Origin of the sequence: Streptomyces sp. NPDC056883 (assembly GCF_042788835.1) — a bacterium.
GTDB lineage: Bacteria > Actinomycetota > Actinomycetes > Streptomycetales > Streptomycetaceae > Streptomyces > Streptomyces stoeckheimensis.
In genome coordinates this window covers 160935-177816 of the sequence record NZ_JBHUBS010000007.1, presented here as the reverse complement: position 1 = coordinate 177816, position 16882 = coordinate 160935, and the positions used below count along the sequence as shown (strand labels likewise).

11 protein-coding genes are annotated in these 16882 nt (G+C 73.1%); 7 read left to right on the top strand and 4 right to left on the bottom strand.

The window, feature by feature from the left end; genetic code table 11:
- Positions 1 to 10 precede the first annotated feature (10 nt).
- Positions 11 to 2470 (bottom strand): MDR family MFS transporter, encoded by a 2460-nt coding sequence (locus ACFRU2_RS19600; RefSeq protein ID WP_382973592.1) that lies wholly within the window; start codon positions 2468 to 2470, stop codon positions 11 to 13.
- 376 nt (positions 2471 to 2846) lie between these two features.
- On the opposite strand from ACFRU2_RS19600, the gene ACFRU2_RS19595 reads away from it, so the two are divergent.
- Positions 2847 to 3449, top strand: coding sequence for a hypothetical protein (locus ACFRU2_RS19595; RefSeq protein ID WP_382973590.1), 603 nt, complete (start codon positions 2847 to 2849; stop codon positions 3447 to 3449).
- 47 nt (positions 3450 to 3496) lie between these two features.
- Here ACFRU2_RS19595 and ACFRU2_RS19590 read toward each other — a convergent pair whose 3' ends face one another.
- Both ACFRU2_RS19590 and ACFRU2_RS19585 read right to left on the bottom strand, forming a co-directional pair.
- Positions 3497 to 4003 (bottom strand): MgtC/SapB family protein, encoded by a 507-nt coding sequence (locus tag ACFRU2_RS19590; protein WP_375946753.1) that lies wholly within the window; start codon positions 4001 to 4003, stop codon positions 3497 to 3499.
- A gap of 93 nt (positions 4004 to 4096) precedes the next feature.
- Positions 4097 to 4456, bottom strand: a complete 360-nt coding sequence (locus ACFRU2_RS19585) for an ArsR/SmtB family transcription factor (protein ID WP_382973587.1) — start codon at positions 4454 to 4456, stop codon at positions 4097 to 4099.
- A gap of 63 nt (positions 4457 to 4519) precedes the next feature.
- Between ACFRU2_RS19585 and ACFRU2_RS19580 the strand changes: the two genes are divergently transcribed.
- The 6 genes from ACFRU2_RS19580 to ACFRU2_RS19555 all read left to right on the top strand — a co-directional run bounded on the left by ACFRU2_RS19580 (position 4520) and on the right by ACFRU2_RS19555 (position 14755).
- On the top strand, positions 4520 to 5962 hold the full coding sequence (locus tag ACFRU2_RS19580) for an MFS transporter (RefSeq protein ID WP_382973586.1): 1443 nt from the start codon (positions 4520 to 4522) through the stop codon (positions 5960 to 5962).
- Between the two features lie 159 nt (positions 5963 to 6121).
- Complete coding sequence (locus ACFRU2_RS19575; RefSeq protein WP_382973583.1) at positions 6122 to 7534, top strand: hypothetical protein; 1413 nt, start codon at positions 6122 to 6124, stop codon at positions 7532 to 7534.
- A gap of 95 nt (positions 7535 to 7629) precedes the next feature.
- Positions 7630 to 9756 (top strand): hypothetical protein, encoded by a 2127-nt coding sequence (locus ACFRU2_RS19570; protein ID WP_382973581.1) that lies wholly within the window; start codon positions 7630 to 7632, stop codon positions 9754 to 9756.
- Positions 9757 to 9847: 91 nt separating this feature from the next.
- A complete protein-coding gene (locus ACFRU2_RS19565; RefSeq protein ID WP_382973578.1) occupies positions 9848 to 11938 on the top strand; it encodes a DUF11 domain-containing protein in 2091 nt (696 codons plus the stop codon).
- Positions 11939 to 12121: 183 nt separating this feature from the next.
- Positions 12122 to 12559, top strand: a complete 438-nt coding sequence (locus tag ACFRU2_RS19560) for a hypothetical protein (protein ID WP_382973576.1) — start codon at positions 12122 to 12124, stop codon at positions 12557 to 12559.
- Positions 12560 to 12778: 219 nt separating this feature from the next.
- Positions 12779 to 14755 (top strand): NAD-binding lipoprotein, encoded by a 1977-nt coding sequence (locus ACFRU2_RS19555; protein ID WP_382973573.1) that lies wholly within the window; start codon positions 12779 to 12781, stop codon positions 14753 to 14755.
- 39 nt (positions 14756 to 14794) lie between these two features.
- Here ACFRU2_RS19555 and ACFRU2_RS19550 read toward each other — a convergent pair whose 3' ends face one another.
- Positions 14795 to 16786, bottom strand: a complete 1992-nt coding sequence (locus tag ACFRU2_RS19550; RefSeq protein WP_382973571.1) for a flavin monoamine oxidase family protein — start codon at positions 16784 to 16786, stop codon at positions 14795 to 14797.
- Positions 16787 to 16882 lie beyond the last annotated feature (96 nt).

Sequence of the window (16882 nt, the reverse complement as noted above, 5' to 3'; positions counted from 1 at the left end):
GCCGTCGCCGTCAGCCGACGGGCACCCCGGCGCTCGCGGCGTCCCGGCGGGCGGGCCTGGCAGTGAGCATCGGCCCGGCGACCGCCGCCGCGACCAGGGCCATGCCGAAGGCCCACCACAGGGCGGTGGGGTGACCGGCCCTCAGGAGGGGCAGGATGCCGAGGGTTTCGCCCGCCTGCTGCGCCGCCAGGGCGCCGGCCGAGAGGACCCCCGCCCCCCGAAGGGCGGAGCCCGCGGTCGCGGTGGCGAGGAGCGGGCCGAGCGCCGTGCCGGTGCCGAGGCCGGCGAGGATCGCGCCGGGCAGCAGGGCGATGTACGAGTATTCCTGCGCGGTGCGGACCAGGAGGAGCAGGCCGGCCGCCAGGATCAGCAGGCCCGCGGCCGTCAGGACTCCGGGGGTTGTCCGGTGGGCCAGCCGTGCGGAGACCTGGGTGGAGCCGACGAACATCGCCGCGACCATCGGGAGGAGCATGAACCCCACCTGGAGCGTGGCGTATCCGATCCCGGCGCTCAGGTGAAAGGTCAGGAACTGGGACAGGATCACGGTGGCCGTTCCGGCCAGGAGCAGGGTCAGGACGGAGCCCGCCCGGTCACGGCCCCTGGGACCGGAGGGCGCGGACACGCCGGCGGCGGCCCGGGTCAGCCGCCACAGGTACGTGCCGGTCAGCGGGGCTCCGGCGAGGAGCAGGAGCAGGTCCAGCGCGGTGAACGTGCCGGTCTGTCCGAGGTGGAAGAGCCCGTAGAGCAGGAGCGCGAGTCCGCCGGATCCGAGCAGGGTGCCGGGCAGGTCGGAGCGGACGCCGGGGCGTGCGGGTTCGGCGGGCAGGGCCGCCGTGAGGAGCAGGCCGACGAGGGCGAAGGGCACGAGGGCGAACAGGCCGACGCGCCAGTCGATGTTCTCGACGAGGGGGCCGGCCAGGAGCAGCCCGAGTGCCGGGCCGCCCGCCGTGAGCGTGACGTAGACCCCGAAGGCCGTACCGCGCTTCCTCGGGTCGGTGTGGCCGGTGGCGAGCAGGGACAGCGTCGCCGGGGCCAGCAGCGCCGCGAAGGCGCCCTGGAGGGCGCGGGCCGCCATCATCGGGCCCGGTCCCCCGGACAGCGCGGCGAACACGGATGCCGCCCCGAAGCCGGCCAGGCCGACGAGCAGGACCCGCTTGCGTCCGACGCGGTCCGCGAGGTGCCCGCCGAGCGGCAGCAGGGCGCCGAAGGCGATCCAGTAGAGGCTGAACAGCAGGTTCAGGGCCACGGAATCGGCGGCCAGATCGCTCTGCACGGCCGGCATCGCCCGTTCGGAGACCGCCACCGCGAGCGCCAGCATCAGCTGGACGAGGCAGACCACCGCGAGGGACCGCCGGGGCCGGGCCGCCGGGCCCGCGGAGTCGCGTGCGGGCTCCGCCGCCGCGGTCGCGCCCTCCGGGGCGCCCGGGCCCGGGCGCGGGCCCGGGCCGGGAGGCGGTCCAAAACCGCCCGCGCCCGCTGTGGCCGTCGGGGCGTACGCGGGGGGCAGGGGGTAGGGCCGGGGCGCGGGCACCCGGGGGTCCGAAGACCCGGGGGCGGGCTCCTCGCGGGCCGCCGGGGCGAAGTCGAGCAATTGGGCGGCGTGGCGCCCCAGTTGGGCGAGGACCGGGCCCGGGAGCCATTCCCCCTGCTGGTCCCCGGCCGTGCGCTCGGCCACCTGCCCGGGTGTGGGCCGCAGGGCCGGGTCCTTGTGCAGGCAGGCGCCCACGAGGTCGGCCAGGCTCTCCGGTACGCCCGTCAGGTCCGCCTCCTCCTCGGCGACGCGGAAGAGGTGTGCGTTGAGGCCGCTGTCTCCGGCGCCGAAGAGGAGCCGTCCGGTGGCGGCGTAGACGAGGACGGCTCCGAGGCAGAAGACGTCGCTGGCGGGCGTGAGTTCGCGGCCCCGGACCTGCTCCGGCGACATGAACCCGGCCGATCCGATCAGCATGCCGGTATGGGTCAGCAGGCTGTCCCCGGCGAGGCTGTCCATCGCGCGGGCGATGCCGAAGTCGATGACGCGCGGGCCGTCGACGGTGATCAGGACGTTGGAGGGCTTGAGGTCGCGGTGGATCAGGCCCGCCTCGTGCACGGCCTGCAGGGCGAGGGCGAGCCGGTTGGCGAGGGTGCGCACGGAGTCCTCGGGCAGCGGCCCGAAGTCCTTGGCGACCACGGCGTGCAGGTCGGGCCCCGGGATGTACCGGGTCGCCACCCAGGGAACGGCGGCCTCGGGGTCGGCGTCGAGCACGGCCGCGGTCCAACTCCCGCCCACCCGCCGCGCGGCGGCCACCTCCCGGGCGAAGCGCCTGCGGAACTCAGGGTTGCCGGCGTACTCGGCCTGGACGACCTTCACCGCGACGGTGCGCCCGCCCTCGGACCGGCCCAGGTAGACCAGGCCCATCCCTCCGGCCCCCAGCCGGGCGATCAGACGGTACGGGCCGATACGGGTCGGGTCTTCGACGATCAGCTGATCCACGCGCCGAGGATAGGGGAGCCGTCCGGCACACGGGGGTGCATCGGCGGAATCCATGGCATCGGCCGGATCGGCAGATGGTCACGGCGTGGACGGTCCGCGACTCCTCCCGCACCCGAACCGGTCAGGAAATGGGCTGTTGACGCCTGACCCCTCCGGCCAAGTGATCAGATACCGGCAAGATCGGGTCATCGTGCCGTGCTCTATGCGTGGCACGTGAGGACGGTAGGACCCCGCAGGTCTACACCGAGATCATCGAGGTGACACCCGCAACGTGTGCGGACTGGATGGAGAAGAGGACCTGTAACCGGAGACGTTCGCCGCCATCGACGGCGGCCGCGTCCGCACCGCGGGGGACTTCGTATCCCAGCTCACCGGCATGAGGCAGAGCAATTCCAATGTGTACGGGGCCACGCTGAAGGTCCTCACCAACCGCGCGGCGGGACTCCACTGGACGCGATGGACCAGTGGCCGGCTCACCGCCGAGCAGCTTCAGGAGTTGGTGTCGAAGTGGCCGGTCACGGAGGCGCGCATCCTGCGTCTGGTCGGGAAGGGGAAGCAGTGCCATGCCAGCGCGACCGGCCTGGCCGTCGCCTACGAGGTCATCACCGAGGCGTGGCCCGAGCCCGTCGCGGACCTGTTCTTCGACCGCATCGGTGACGCCAGTCGCGAGCTCGTCGGAAAGGATCCCCGGGCCACGTACACGAACACCATGCTCAACGTGAACCGGGAGATCGTCAGCCGGGACAGCGTGCAGCAGTCCGCGCAGGCCGTCAAAGCGTTCAACGCCCTGGTCTCGGGCGAATCCATCGGTTCCCTGAAGAAGATGAAGATGGGCGGCGTGAAGATCGTCGCCGACCGCCGGACCGGCGAGGAGGTCCAGCAGGAATACCTGGCGGACCGCTACCCCGAGGTCATTCCGGCTTCGACCCCGATCAGTGACAGGTGGTTCGAGGCCGACGGCACGAAGCTCTTCGAGTAGGCGCGCACGGGGACGCGCAAGGGGGACAGCCGTCGGCGTGCGCGCGGTCAGTCCTCGGCGCTGGGGCTGCGCTCTCCGTGCAGGCGCAGGACGTCGGCGTCGCTGCGGAAGCGGTGGGCCCAGCGACGGCCGTCGAAGACGCTCAGGCCGGGGATGTGGCGGGTCTCCAGCGCCAGGATCACGAAGGCCGTCGCCGCGGCGGCCAGGGCGAGGCGCCCCTGGCCGGCGGCCGCTCCGATCGCGGCCGCGGAGAAGATCGCTCCGGCGGTGGTCACCCCGTGCACGAGGTCGCCCTCGGTGCGGCTCTGACGGAAGACCAGGCCGCCTCCGATGAATCCGACGCCGGTGACGACTCCCGCGAGGGCGTTGGGTGCGCCGTCCAGGGCGAGGACCGCCACGAGGGCGGCGCCGACGCCGATCATGGAGAACGTCCGGTTGCCGGCGGCGGCTCCCCTCAGGGTGCGTTCGAAGCCGAGGAGATAGGTGAGGACGAAGGCCACCGCGAGGTGGCCGATCGTGACGAGGGTGGAGGTGTCCGCCTGCCGGTAGTCCATCGGCCGCCCGCCCTTCCGCTCCACTGGCACGGCTGTCCGTGCCAGTAGAGCGCGCGGGGACCGTTCGGGGCACCGGGCGCGCCGTCGCGGGAGTCAGTTGTGCGGGGCCGTTCCGCTGACCCGGTGGTCGGCGTGGCTGAGGGCTTCCAGGACGAGTCGGCGCAGATGCCCGTCGCGCAGGCTGTAGTGGATGCGCCGGCCCTCTCGGCGGGTGTCCACGAGGCCCGCCAGCCGCAGTTTCGCCAGGTGTTGGCTCACCGCGGTCCTCGACGCTTCGCACCGCTCGGCGAGCGAGCCGACGTCCGACTCCTCCTGGGCGAGCAGCCACAGGAGGTGCAGCCGGGTGACGTCCGAAAGCATCGCGAAGACCTCGGTCGCCTCGATGAGGCGCGCCCTGTCGGGATCCCGTAGGTGCGCATCGGGTGCAGGTGGCTGGGGTTCGCGAGCGGACATACCCCACAGAGTAGGTCGCTCCGGGGCGGGCCGGGGCGAGAGCGGAGCCGCAATCCATCAGACATGTGCGCAGGTGCGCATGTGTGGATACATTGGAGGCCCCGCCCCACCACCCGCCCCACCACCGGCCCGGAGAGGAATCGCATGCCGAGCGTGCTGCGCGACCGCACCTACCGCCTCCTGTTCGGCGCCCAGGTCATCGCCCTGACCGGCACGGGCCTGGCCACCGTGGCCCTCGGCCTGCTCGCGTACGACCTCGCCGGCGCCGACGCCGGTTCGGTGCTCGGCACGGCGCTCGCGATCAAGATGGTGGCGTACGTGGTCATCGCCCCGGCGGTCGCCGCGGTGGCCGACCGGCTGCCGCGCCGGGCGCTGCTCGCCGGAGCCGATCTGATCCGGGCGGGGGTGGCGCTCTTCCTGCCGTTCGTGAGCGAGGTGTGGCAGGTCTACGTCCTGATCTTCCTCCTGCAAACCGCCTCGGCCGCCTTCACGCCGGCCTTCCAGGCCCTGATCCCCGAGGTCCTGCCCGAGGAGCGCGACTACACGCGGGCCCTGTCCCTGTCCCGGCTCGCCTACGACCTGGAGAGCCTCTTCAGCCCGGCGCTCACGGCCGCGCTGCTGTCGGTGGTCACGTACGACCGGCTGTTCCTCGGCACGGCGGCCGGATTCCTCGGCTCGTCCGCGCTCGTGCTGTCCGCCGTCCTGCCCCGCCGGGCGCGGGCCTCCGCCGAGTCCGGGCCGGGTGCGTACGCCAAGGCCACCGCGGGGACGCGCCTGTTCCTCGGCGCTCCGCAGCTGCGGTCCCTGCTGGCCATGAACCTCGCGGTCGCGGCCGCCGGAGCCGTGGTCACGGTCAACTCCGTCGTGTACGTACGGGATGTCCTGGGGCTGCCCCCCGAGTCCGTCGCCCTCGCCCTCGGCGCGTACGGAGCCGGCTCCATGTCCGTGGCCCTGACCCTGCCGCGGATCCTGGAGAACCGCCCGGACCGGCGGGTGATGCTCACCGGCGCCCTGCTGCTCCCCGCGGCGTTCGGCGCCCTCGGCGTCATCACCTCGGCGCACGGCGGCGGTTGGCGGTGGCCCGCACTGCTGGGCACGTGGGCGGTGTTCGGGGCGGCGTGCTCGATGGTGCTCACGCCCGCCGGCCGGGTGCTCCGGCGGGCCGCGCCGGAGGGGGACCGCACCGCGGTGTTCGCCGCCCAGTTCTCCCTGTCGCACGCCGCCTGGCTGCTGACCTACCCGCTCGCGGGCTGGGTCGGCGCGAAGGCCGGGCTCGGGTGGGCGACGGCGGCCCTGGGCGCGATCGCGCTCGCCGCCGCGGCCCTCGCCGCCCGCCTCTGGCCGGCCGGGGCCGCGACGGAGGCGGGCCGGGGGCACGTACACGAGCACGAGCACCGCGGGCTGAGCCCCGGGCACCCGCACCTCCGCGGGGCGCGCCCGGCCGGTGCGGGGTGGCGGCACAGCCACCACCACTTCACGGACGAACTGCACGCCGCCCACGGCTGAGCCGGGGCGAGGGCGGACACCGTAGGGCCGACGGGCTGAATTCGATCACCCGTTAGTCATAAGCGATCACATCGGCCGCACCCTTCCTGCCTATTTGTGTGAATAGATCACCGCACTGGTCCTCCTTGGGGCGAGTCCTCCTTCCCCGAAGGGCAGCCGATGCGACGTGTCGTGAGAAGCCGCGCCGGTGGCCCGTACCGGCGGCGGCGCACGGTGGCCGCGCTGTCCGCTGTGGCGGCGTGCTGTTTCCTCTCCACGGCGCCTTCCGCGGCATCGGGTCCGGCGGACCCCGGTACGACCACGTCCGAATCCTCCGAGCCCGCCGAGCCCGCCGAGCCCGCGGAGCCCGCCGCGTCCGCCGTACCGGCCGCGCCGGCTGCCGGTACGGGGCAGCCGTCCTCGGAAACGGGACCCGGTGGCGACGCGGGACGGGTGGAGGAGCCCGGGGAAGGCAGCGGAGCCGCCGCCGCGCAGCTCCGGGAGAGCGCGGATCTGACGATGTCGGGCATCCTGCGGCCGACGGCGACCGCCGACCGGGAGAGCGCCGCCTCCGCGGGGCGGGAGACCTTCGACTACGTCGTGACGGTGACCAACCGGGGTCCGTCGACCGCCCGGCAGGTGCGCGTCACCGACCGGTTGCCGCTCGCCCTGGAATTCGTCTCGTCCCGCGACGGCTGCACCGCGAGCGGCCGGACGGTGGTGTGCGGGCCGCTGGCCACGCTGGGGGTGGGCGCCTCGCACGCGTGGGTGATCACCGTACGGCTCGCCGCCGGCTACCGCGGAGACGGTACGGACATCGTCAACGAAGCGGTCGTCGACTCGGCCACGTCGGACCCGGACTCCCGCAACAACACCTCCTCCCTGACCGGCCTGGAGATCCCGCCCAGCGCGCGGACGGCGGACCTGTCGCTCCGGAAGACGGCGGTGCTCGCGAGGGGACGGGAGCACGTCCGGCCGGGCGAGAAGTTCACCTACCTGATCACGGTGCGCAACGAGGGCCCGGCGACGGCGCGGCAGGTCCAGGTCACCGACCGGCTGCCCTCCTCGCTGGCCCTGCTCTCCTCACCCGACGACTGCGCGGTCGCGAAGGACGGGGAGCGGCTGGTGGTCTGTCCGCCGCTGGACCGTCTGGCGGCCGGGGAGAAGGCGGAGTACCGGATCACGGTGCGTGCCGTCACCGAGGACCGGGCTGCCCGGCCGCCGGCCGACAGGTGCACGCCCATCGAGAACGTCGCCCGCGTCACCTCGGCGAGCTTCGACCCCGACCTCTCGGACAACGCCAACCGGCCGGGGACCACGGGGCCGGGCGGCGGCCGGCTGTGCCTGGTGTCCGAAGGGCGCGGGGAGCAGCACGACGGGCATGGCGGGCACGACGGGCACGACGGTCGGGGGGACGGTCACCACGGCCACCACGGCCGCGACGACCACCACGACGGCCGGGAGCAGCACGGTGGCCGCGGCGACCTGGCCGACTCCGGGGCCACGGTCCCGGCCTGGCTGCTGTGGACCTCCACCGCGCTGGTGGCCGCGGGGGCGGCACTGCGGACGGCCTTCCGGGTGCGGCGCCCGTGACCGGCGGTTCGCCGCGGCCCCCGCGGCGGACGACCTCCGTGCGCCCCGCCCCCGCACGCCCCGCCTCAGCGCGAGAAGACGAGGAACGTTCCGGTATGACGATGCCCCGGAGTGCCCGGTGGCGCAGGGCCGCCGCCGCCCTGCTGTGCACGGCGGCGCTCGTCCTGCCCGCGGCCCTCGCCACGCCCGTGACGGCGGCCCCGGGCTCAGGGGCCGACCCTGCCGGGGGCGGCCCCGGCCCCCGTGCGCTCGCCTTTCCCGTCAACGAGACCTTCGACAGTTCCACCAACCTGGGCAGCACTAGCGGCAACGCGAGCTATCCGGAGGGCGGCGGCTGGCTGCGGCTGACGTCCGCGAGCTCCACCCAGGCCGGCACCTGGAAGATGAAGGACTCCTTCCCCTCCAGCCTCGGCATCCTCGCCGAATTCGGCTACGCCACCTACGGGGGAACCGCCTTCGAGGGCAAGCGCGGTGACGGCCTGTCGTTCTACCTGGCCGACGGCGCGGCGGCCGACGGGGTCGGCCCTTCCGGCGGGGCCCTCGGCTACGCCTGCTCGGGCGCGGCGGACGTCTGCGTCACCTCGGGCGTACCGGGCGCGTACCTCGGCATCGGGCTCGACGAGTTCGGCAACTTCTCCTCGAACTCGGTCGGAGTCGGCGGCCCCGGCACCCAGCCCAACAAGATCGTGGTGCGCGGCGGCGGCAACGGCAGGTCGGGATACCGCTTCGCCACGTCCGCCGACGGGCCGGGCAAGACCGTGGAGACCGGCAGCCGTGCCAAGGAGCGCACGGTGCGCGTGTCCCTCCTGCCCAGCGGTACGAAGATGCTGCTGTCGGTGTGGTCCGACAGCGGCCCCGGCACCGCCATGACCCAGCTGATCACCGACGTCGACGTCGCGGGCATCACCGGCCAGCCGAAGCTTCCGGCCACCCTCAAGGTGGGGTTCTCCGGGAGCACCGGCGGCGCGACGAACGTGCACGAGATCAACGGCCTCAAGATCAACGTGCCGGCGGACCTGACCCTCGCGAAGACGGGCTCCCCCGCGACCGTGCCCGCCGGCGGCGGACCGGTGACCTACACCCTGGCCGTCTCCAACAGCCAGGCCAACGAGGTCACCGGCGCCGCCGTGCGCGACACCGTGCCCGGGCTGACCGACGTGACCTGGACCTGCCGCGCCGGCACCGGCGGGACCTGCGGGCAGGCCTCCGGCAGCGGGAACGTCCTGAACACCACGGCCGACTTCCAGCGGGGCGGCTCCGTCACCTACACGGTCACCGGTACGGCACCGGCCCAGCCCGTCACCCTGTCCAACACGGCCACCGTGACCGCCCCGGCGGACCGTACGGACACCAATCCGGCGGACAACAGCTCCACGGCCGCGGCCACGGTGGTGACGGCGCGCGCCGACGTGGCCGCGGAGAAGGAGGGGGTCGGCTCCGGACCGGTGGTCCCGGGTCAGGAGTTCGCGTACCGGATCACCGCACGGAACCTGGGGCCCTCCCACACGAGCGCCGTGCAGGTCTCCGACACCCTTCCCGGGCCGCTGCGGTTCGTCTCCTCCGCCGACGGGTGCACGGCCTCGGGACAGCAGCTGTCCTGCCCGGTCCGCGAGCAGCTGAGCGCCGGGACGAGCGCCTCGTGGACCGTGCGCGTACGGCTGGACCCGGCCTACCAGGGGGACGGCTCGGACCTCGGGAACGTCGCGGCCGTGCGGCACGCCCTCCCCGACCCGAAGCCCGCGAACGACACCAGCGCGGCCGCCGCTCCGCCGGGCGGGGTGACGGCCGCCCGGGCCGACCTCTCGCTGGTGAAGACCGCCGAGGCCCGGTCCCCCGTGGCGCCCGGGGAGACCTTCACGTACACGGTGACCGTACGCAACTCCGGCCCGTCCGTGGCCCGGAAGGTCACGGTCGCCGACCCGCTGCCGGCGGCGCTCGACTTCGTCGCCTCGGCCGGGGGCTGCACCGCCGTCGGCCGGGACGTCACCTGCGGTACGGCAGCGACGCTGGACCCGGGCGGGGAGCGGTCGTGGACCTTCACCGTGCGCCTCGACCCGGCGCACACCGGCGACGGGACGGGCCTGCGGAACACCGCGACCGCCCGCGCGGACACGGCCGATCCGAACCCCCTGGACAACAGCGGCTCCGCCGGTGTGCCCGGCGGACGCGTCCGCCCGCCGACCGCCGACATCGAGCTCGCCAAGCGCGCGACGGCGGGCTGACGGGGCGCCCCGCCCCTGCCCGCCCTCCTTTGAACTCCCGTACAGCTCTCTCTGTACGGTCCTCTCCCGCACGAAACGGAAACGATGCGCGATGACGACGACACCAGGCCGGCGGCCGGCGGTGTGGGCCCTGGCTCCGCTGCTCTGCGCCGCGGCCCTGTGGGCCGGACCGGTCCCCGGGGCCGCCGCCCTGACCGGCGGGGGGCCCAGGATCGAGGTGACGGCACAGCGGGCCAAGGCTCCCGGTGACCTGATCACCTACACGCTGACCGCGAGGAACAAGGGCCCGTCGGTGGCCCGCAAGGTCACCGCGACGGACAAGCTCCCCAACGGGATCTCCTTCGTCGGCTCCTCCGACGGCTGCACCGCCGTCGGCCAGACCGTCACGTGCGGGCCGGAACCGCAGCTTTCCGCCGGGGAGACCAAGAGCTGGAGCTTCCAGGCCAGGCTGAGTCCCTCGTACCAGGGCGACGGCTCCGACCTCGGCAACAGCGCCACGGGCAGCTCCGAGGCCACCGATCCCGACCCGGCCAACAACAAGCCGGATCCGGTGCTGCCTCCGGGGCCGTTCGATCCCGTGTCGGACCTGGCCACCGTCAAGACCCCGCTGGGCGCCGGGCCGACGGTGCCGGGCCAGGAGTACGAGTACGAGGTCCGTACGACCAACAAGGGACCCTCCGACGCGCGCAACGTCGTGGTGACCGACGCCCTGCCCGTCGGGCTGGACTTCGTGTCCTCCGCCGACCCGTGCGCGGTGTCCGGACGGACCGTCACCTGCGGTCCGCTGGCCCGGCTCGTCCCCGGCGGCGAGGTGGTGTGGACCTTCAAGGTGAAGCTGGACGCCGCCTACTCCGGTGACGGCAGCGACCTGCGCAACACGGCGACCTCCGCGTCCGCGTCCAAGGATCCGGAGCCCGCCGACAACACCTCGCGCGCCGTACTGCCGCCGGGCGGGGTCACCGCCCCGCAGGCCGACGTGTGGACGACCAAGCGGCCGGCCGACGACACCCCGATCGCACCCGGGCAGACCTTCGCGTACGTGGTGACCGCGACCAACGACGGCCCGTCCCGGGCACTGGGCACCACCGTCACCGACAAGCTGCCCGCACAGCTCGCCTTCGTCTCCTCCCCCGACGGCTGCTCGGCCACGGACGGTACGGTCACCTGCGGCCCGGTGGCCGTACTGGAGCCCTCGGCGGCCCGGACCTGGCGGTTCGTCGTCCGGCTGGACAGCGGGTACACCGGCAACGGATCCGACATCCGCAATACGGCGACCGCCACCTCGCGGACCAAGGACCCCAAGCCGGAGAACAACACGAGCAGCCCGGCGGGCCTGCCCGGCAGCACCGTCAACAAGCCGACCGCGGACCTGGAAGTGGTCAAGGAAGCCGTCGGCACCAAGCCTCCGGTGCCGGGCGAGGCCTTCGACTACCGCATCCGTATCACCAACAACGGCCCGTCGGCCGACGCCTTCAACGTCAAGCTCACCGACGCCCTTCCCGAGGGCCTCTCGTACGTGGCGTCCTCCCCGGCCGGATGCACCGTCGCCGGTCGTCTGGTGTCGTGCAAGCGCACCGGCCCGCTCAGGGTGGGTGAAACGGTCGAGTACCTGCTCAGCGTGAAGGTGGATCCCGCCTACGCCGGAGACGGCAGCGACCTGAAGAACACCGCCCAGGTGACGGCCGACAACATCGACCCGGCGAGCGGGAACGACAAGAGCACCGCGACCGTGCCCGGCGGGCACGTCGCGGCTCCCGCCGCGGACCTGGCCATCACCAAGAAGCCCGTCCAGACCAGCCCCGTGGCCCCGGGCGAGACCTTCGACTACGCCCTGACCGTCACCAACAACGGCCCCTCCCAGGCCGAGCAGATCACGGTCTCCGACACGCTGCCGACCGCGCTGAGCTTCGTGTCCGGCGACGCCACCTGCACCTCGGGACGGACCGTCACCTGCGGCGCACTGCCGCGGCTGGCGCCCGGGGCCTCGATGACCTGGGTGATCACGGTGAAGCTGGACCCGGAGTACACGGGGAACGGCTCCGACATCCGCAACACCGCCACCGTCGACTCCCTGACCGCCGACCCCAAGCCCGCGAACAACACGAGCGCGGCCGCCGGCCCGCCCGGCGGCACGGTCAAGGACCCGACGGCCGACCTGGAGGTCGGCAAGACGACCCCCTGACCCCGTCCCCCCACGGAAGGCCGGCAGGGCACCCCGCCCTGCCGGCCTTCCGGCGCGCACGGGGCCTCCCCGCTCCTGCGGATTCACCCGAATGGCGGCGCTCGAATGTCCCATCGCTCGCCCGCCGCGGACGCTGGGCGCAGCGCAGGACCCTCGGCGTCCCGCCCGACGAAGGAGCCTCTCGTGGCACAGGCAACGCCCCCCAGCAGGGCCCCCGGCAGCAGATACACCGACGAGAACCCGTGGGCGGCGAGCGGCGCCGTGTTCGCCGCCGTGCTGATGCTCGTGGAAGGCGTCATCGGCATCCTGAAGGGAATCACCGGCATCGCGAACGACGACGTCTACGCGAGGGTGGGCGACTACACCTTCAAGTTCGACGTCACCGCCTGGGGCTGGATCCACCTCCTCCTGGGCATCGTGCTCGTGGTCGTCGGCGCCGGCATCCTCAAGGGTGCGTCCTGGGCCAGGGCCACGGGTGTGGTGATCGTCGCGCTGGACATCATCCTCAACTTCCTGTGGCTGCCCTACACGCCGCTCTGGGGCCTCATCTCGATCGCCATCGGCGTCTTCATCATCTGGGCCCTCTGCACGGAGAAGGGCTCCCGCTCCCTCGTCTCCTGAACGGGGCACCGGGCGTCCTTCCCGATCCGCGCACCGGCCGACGGCCGGGGCGGCGGACGGGAAGGACGCCCGTCGGTGCGTTCACCGGCAGGTTCATACCTCTGAGTGAGGTCGGTGAGGTTCGCGAGGAGAGGGAGCCGACATCTGCCTAGGGTGACTCCCGGTGGGCGGGCGGCCGCTCCGACCGGCGTGTCGACTCATGGATGTACGGGAGCTTGCGTGGCGCAGCAGCACACGACGTCACTGCGGCTCCGGCTCCGGTACCGCTTCGACCATCTGGTCTCGGGCGGAACGACCGCGCTCATCGGCTGGCTCGCCCTGGCCTGCCTGGTCGTCGTCGTTCCGGCGAGCACGGTCCTGGTCTGGTCCGACCGGTCCGCTCCGACCACGCTCTCCGGCCGGCTCACCGCCGTGTGGGTCAGCGTCGGCCAGACCCTGAAGATCGGGGGCGCCGTCGGCTCCCCGCTCTACGTACTGGCCTCCGTGTCCCTCGCGCTCGTGGCGCTGCTCTTCGTGTCGACGCTGGTCAGTCTGATCACCACGGGGATCAACCGGCGCATCATGTCGCTGCGCCTGGGTCACTCCACCGTGCTGGAGACGCGGCACACCGTCGTACTGGGCTGGTCGGACCAGGTCTTTCCGGTGATCGGGGAGCTGGTGGCCGCGAACGCGAACCAGCGCAGGTCCGCCATCGCGGTGCTCGCCCCGCAGGACAAGGTGGGGATGGAGACCGAGATCTCCACCCGCGTCGGCGACAGCGGCCGGACGCGGATCATCTGCCGCAACGGGAGCACCACCGACCCCACCGAGCTGTGCCGGGTGAGTCCGCACACCGCGAAGGCCGTGCTGGTGCTGCCTCCGACCGGGGACGGCGGTGACGCCCACGTGGTGAAGACGCTCCTCGCCCTCGACGCGGCCGTGCCCGGTTCCGGCGAGGGGGACGCGGTGGCGGGCGAGGGGCGAGCGGTGGTGGTCGCCGCCGTCCGTGACTCCCGCAACCACGTCACCGCCAGGCTGGCCGCCGGGCCCTCGGGGCACGTCCTGTGCGTCGACGACATCGTCGCGCGGCTGCTCGTCCAGACGGCCCGGCAGCCCGGACTTTCCCTCGTCTACTCGGAGTTGCTGGACTTCGCGGGAGACGAGTTCTACCCGGTCGACGCCGGGGACCTCGTGGGACTGCCCTTCGGCGAGGCGCTGCTGTCGTTCGCCACGTCCTGCGCGGTCGGCCTGCTGCACGCCGACGGGAACGTCAGCCTCAACCCCGGCCAGGAGATGGTGATCGGCCCGGCGGACCGGATCATCGTCATCTCCCGGGACGACGACACGGCCGTACGGACGGACGCGGCCTCCCTGGCCTCCCTGGTCGACGAGGAGGCGATCGTGTCGGCCGTGCCCGGGCCCGCCCCGGCCGAACGACTCCTCCTGCTCGGCTGGAACCGCCGCGCCCCGCTCGTCATCGAGCAGCTCGACCAGTACGTGAGCCCGGGGACGACCCTGGACGTCGTGGCGCTCGGCGAGTACGCGGCCACGCACGCCGCCCGCGCCGTCACCGCCGCGCGGTCCCGCCTCGACGTCTCCCTCCACACCGGCGACATCACCGACCCGCTGACCCTGGCCAAGCTGGACGTGCCCTCGTACGACGGCGTGATCGTGATCGGCGAGACGGAGCACGCCGCCCCGGACGCGCCCGGCACCCTGCTCCCTCCGGACCCGGATCCGGATCCGGAGGGGCGGGCGGACGACAGGACGCTGGTGGCCCTGCTGCACCTGCGGGCCATCGGGGACGCCGCGCAGCGGGAACTCGCGCTCACCACGGAGATGTCCGACGACGGCAACCGGCTCCTGGCACCCGCCCGGGGCGGCGCGGACTTCATCGTGAGCGGCCGGCTGATCAGCCTGCTGATGACCCAGATCTCGGAAAGCCCCTATCTGGCCGAGGTCTTCGAGGAGCTGTTCAAGGCGGAGGGGCACGAGTTCCACCTCAAACCGGCCGCGGACTACGTCCGGACCGGCTCCGAGGTCTCGTTCGCCACGGTCGTCGAGTCGGCGCGAAGGCGCCGCGCCTGCGCGGTCGGCTACCGACTGCGCGCACGGAGCGCCACGGCCCCCGACCACGGCGTCCGGATCAACCCCGACAAGCGGCACCTCATCCGGTTCTCCGAGGAGGACTGGGTGATCGTGCTCGCCGAAAGCTGAGGGCTGCACCGGAGTCACCGGTGCAGCCGGGGTCCGCCGCTATGCGGTGTGGACCTCCAGGGCGGTGCGGATCGCCGATTCGAGGGCGCCCTCGATCCATGCGGGCTTGATGGACGTGTGGCAGCCGGCGAAGTGGAGGTTGCCCTCGGCCTTTCGGACGTGGGGGAAGAGCTCGGTGTGCTGGCCGGGCAGGAGGACGGAGGCCTCTCCGTAGGCGTACGGGTCGCGCATCCAGGACTGGGTGCGGCCGACGCCGGTGTAGAACACCTCGATGCGCTGGCCGAACACCTCCTGGACGCCCGCGAGGGCGCGCGGGTAGCGCTCCTCGTCGTCCAGGGAGTCCCACTTCAGGGCGTCGTCCGACCAACTGTAGGAGGCGAGGACGACTCCGCCGGCGCTGCCTTCGACGGGGTAGGAGGGCTGGAACATGAAGCGGTTGGGGTTGTCGGTGGCCGAGCCGCCGCCGATGACGCCGGCAGCCTCGGGCTGGTCGCGGGTGACGGCGCGGCTGGCGGCGTAATGGGCGCGCTGGGCCTCGGAGATGTGGCCGTCGGGTACGGAGGGGTGGGCGCCCAGCAGGGCCCCGTCCGCCGGGGTCTTCGCGACCTGGTAGCTCCGGTAGAGGCCGGTCTTCACGGCCTCCAGTTCGCGCTTCCAGTCGGCCTCGTCGAACTCCCACCAGCGGCGGCTGAATTCGAGCAGCACCTTGGTTGCGGCGTCGTAGTGCAGCTCGGTGACCGCCCGCCGCTTGCCGTACGAGAGCGCCGGGGTGATGGGGATGTGGCGGAGCCCGGAGAAGGGGACCGTGATGATGGCGGTGTCCCCGGTGAAGGTCTCGCGGCGTACGGGGCTGCCGCCGCGGCCCTCGGAGACGGTCTCGACGGTGACCTTGCCCTCGCCGTGGGTGATGCGGGTGGCGCGGCGGTCGAGCCGTACGAGGTCCTTGACGCGGGCGTACATGGCATCGGCCAAGGTGGCGGTGCCGTCGGGCAGTTCGTAGAAGGCGGTGTCGGGGCTGATCAGCGAGGCGCCGATGAAGCTGTGCACGAAGGCGAGGTGCAGGCGGGAGGTGAGGTTCTCGACGGTTCCGATCAGGTCGATGGTCCGCTCGTCGAGCTCGGCCTCCTCCGTGAGGAAGCGGTACATCGACATGTGACCGTAGCGCTGGATGACGCGCGCCCAGCCCTCGACGAGTTCCTTGTCCTTCTTGCCCTCGATCTCCTTGCGCACGGGGGCGAAGGCCTCGCGGACGATCTGCGAGGCGGGCACGGACTCGTAGGCCTGCGGCACTCCGAAGGAACGATTGAGCGTCTGCGGGGCGCGCGCGTAGTCGGCGCGGCGGACGCGGATGCCGTTGACGTAGATCCACGTCCGGTACGCGGGACGGCCGGTGGCGTCCACGTCGACCAGGTGGAAGCGCCGACGCTTGAGGCCGAGGCCGTCCATCAGGCCGGTGACCAGCGGGTGGCTGTCGGGGATGCGCATCGCGCCGGCCTCGGCGTACTGCTTCGGGTCGGCGAAGGGCTGGGCGGCCTTCTCGTGGCCGCCGGTGCGGAAGGTCTTGATGCGGCCGCCCACCCGGTTGCCGTTCGCCTCGATGACGGTGACCTGGTGGCCTGCTTCGCGCAGGAGGTGTGCGGCGGTGAGGCCGGCCGGCCCGGCGCCGACGATCAGCACCTTCTTCCCGGGCCGGCCCGAGCGGGGCAGGCCGTTCTTCAGCAGGATGTCGGCGTACCGCGGTACGAGCGGCTGGTCCTCCTCGTCCCGGACGAGGATGGCCCGCGCGATCGTCAGGCAGGTGCCCCAGTCGGCGACGGCGGCGCCGGGGACGGCCTGCGAGGTCTCGGCGGAGGTGACGGCGACCGTCAGGCCGCCGGTCGCGGCGACGGCGGCCGCGCCGGCGATGACGGTCCGGCGGGAGGGCCTGCGGGCGGGTCCGCGGGAAGGCCGGCGGGAGGGTGCCGGTGCGCCGCCGTCCGGGGTTCCGGACGGTTCGGGGGTTTCGGAGTGGGCATCGGGATCCATGATCATGAACCCACCTTCGCCGTCCGCGCGGTCCCGATCGGCCGGATCGCGCCCGCACGGGCAAGGACCACCCGGACGTGCGTCGGGCGCCGTCCCGTGCTG

Excerpts from the sequence above, each read along its gene's own strand:
- ACFRU2_RS19595 (WP_382973590.1), top strand. The coding sequence starts at position 2,847 with ATGAGGCAGAGCAATTCCAATGTGTACGGGGCCACGCTGAAGGTCCTC.
- ACFRU2_RS19590 (WP_375946753.1), bottom strand. The coding sequence starts at position 4,003 with ATGGACTACCGGCAGGCGGACACCTCCACCCTCGTCACGATCGGCCAC.
- ACFRU2_RS19585 (WP_382973587.1), bottom strand. The coding sequence starts at position 4,456 with ATGTCCGCTCGCGAACCCCAGCCACCTGCACCCGATGCGCACCTACGG.
- ACFRU2_RS19580 (WP_382973586.1), top strand. The coding sequence starts at position 4,520 with ATGTGCGCAGGTGCGCATGTGTGGATACATTGGAGGCCCCGCCCCACC.
- ACFRU2_RS19575 (WP_382973583.1), top strand. The coding sequence starts at position 6,122 with ATGCGACGTGTCGTGAGAAGCCGCGCCGGTGGCCCGTACCGGCGGCGG.
- ACFRU2_RS19570 (WP_382973581.1), top strand. The coding sequence starts at position 7,630 with ATGACGATGCCCCGGAGTGCCCGGTGGCGCAGGGCCGCCGCCGCCCTG.
- ACFRU2_RS19565 (WP_382973578.1), top strand. The coding sequence starts at position 9,848 with ATGACGACGACACCAGGCCGGCGGCCGGCGGTGTGGGCCCTGGCTCCG.
- ACFRU2_RS19550 (WP_382973571.1), bottom strand. The coding sequence starts at position 16,786 with ATGATCATGGATCCCGATGCCCACTCCGAAACCCCCGAACCGTCCGGA.